We start from the raw sequence: 1799 nt of genomic DNA on the forward strand, positions 1-1799 counted from the left end.
GCCTTGCACTCGCCCGTCATCAGCTGAAGGAACCCGGAGTCCAGGATGATCTGACACGGGTTTGGCTGCGGCTTCGCTGGTTTGGCAGGCTTGCTCTTCTGGCGGGATTCACCTGGTCATTCCTTGCCGTCCTAACGGCTGGATACACGACGTCTCAAGCATCGCTGCATCTAATAATTCTGGCGGGCATTTCAGCTGGCGCGGTCACGTACGGCAGCTCATATGCTGCGGCAGCGATATGCTTCATCACACCGCCACTCCTCATTGCCGCCGCATGTTTGCTGACGAAGGGAGCCCCGGAAAACTACATTCTGGCTTTTGCCGTCCTGCTTTTCGAGGGCGGCCTGGTTCGATCCTCGTTCGTTGGACAAGCGCGCTTCCGTGACGCGAGCCGCCTGAGACATCAAGCCGAGCGGCTTGCCGCGGAAATGGAGCGCAATTCCAGGGAGGACCATCTTACCGCGCTCCTCAACAGGCGGGGCCTCGAACATGCAATCGATCAGTTTGAGAACACCGATGGACCCTTTGTGGCCATGCTGATTGATCTGGACGGGTTCAAATCTGTCAACGATACCTACGGTCACAGAACGGGTGACGAGCTGCTTGCCAGGATCGCCCGCCGAATAGAGGAAGAAGCACCGGAGGGCTCAACGCTCGCCCGCATCGGTGGGGATGAATTCGTGCTGGTTTTTTCTTCGCGAAAGAATTCTCCTTCTCCCACCAATCTCGCGTCCAATCTCATAGCCAAGCTTGCTCGCCCCTATCCTGGGATCGCATCAGTCCGCATTGGAGCGTCTATAGGAATCTACTTGGCTGAAAACCCCGGACTAACGGAAATGTTGTTGCGGGCCGACATCGCCCTTTACACAGCTAAGCGCCGCGGCAGGAATGAATTTTGTCTGTTCGATGCCGAGCTAGCCCGGGAGTTGCAACGCCGCCAGTCAATCGAACGCGATCTTCATTCGGCGATAACGATGAGAAGCTTGGTCGCTTGGTTTCAGCCAATCGTAAGACTCGAAACTGAAGCCGTCGTCAGTTTTGAAGCCTTGCTAAGATGGTCTCACCCGCTTCACGGTCCCATTTCTCCGCCCGAGATCATGACAGCGGCACGCGAAACTGGAATGCTTCAGCTGCTAACTCAAACGGTATTCGCCGACTGTTGCGCTCTTATCGAGGGCTTGGTCAAAGCTGACCGTCGTGATGTTCGTGTGGCGATGAATGTTTCACCGTGCGAGTTGGAAGCTGGCGATATTGACGAGATGATTCTTAATGGTCTGGCGGCAAAAGACCTCCCTGCAACGATGTTCGACATCGAGATTACCGAAGAAGCCCCAGTGGATCCGGACAGAGTGGATGAAAAGCTCGCCCGGCTTTCACATGCTGGCATTTCTATCGCGCTCGATGACTTCGGCACCGGTTTTTCGACGTTGGCATCGCTCAAGGACAGTCGGATCAGGAAGGTGAAAATAGATCAGGGCTTCGTTCGCGGCTTAGCCAAGTCCCGGGAGAATCGGCTGCTTGTCAAAGCGGTGATTGATCTTGGTAGGACGCTCGGGATCGAGGTCATGGCCGAGGGCGTTGAAACAGAGGCAGATCGGCAAACTCTGTACCAGCTTGGCTGCAGAACCGCGCAGGGCTTCCTGTTCTCTAAGGCAGTGCCTCTCCATTTGGCACTTGATTCGGTAGTAAAAGAGCACGCGAAGGAGTTGTGACCGGCCTCTCCGTCCGTGCTGCTCGCGGAACTTTCATGTGGGGTGGACCTGACGCGCGAAAGCCGTTTCGGACGGTAGAGTTATTAC

The 1799-nt window shown here is 55.8% G+C and carries 1 protein-coding gene; it reads left to right on the forward strand.

The window, feature by feature from the left end:
• A partial coding sequence (locus tag EN893_RS32265; RefSeq protein ID WP_128362104.1) for an EAL domain-containing protein occupies positions 1-1712 on the forward strand: 1712 nt, incomplete at its 5' end.
• Positions 1713-1799: the final 87 nt, after the last annotated feature.

The sequence above is a fragment of the Mesorhizobium sp. M7A.F.Ca.CA.004.04.2.1 genome, assembly GCF_004022825.1.
Lineage (GTDB): Bacteria > Pseudomonadota > Alphaproteobacteria > Rhizobiales > Rhizobiaceae > Mesorhizobium.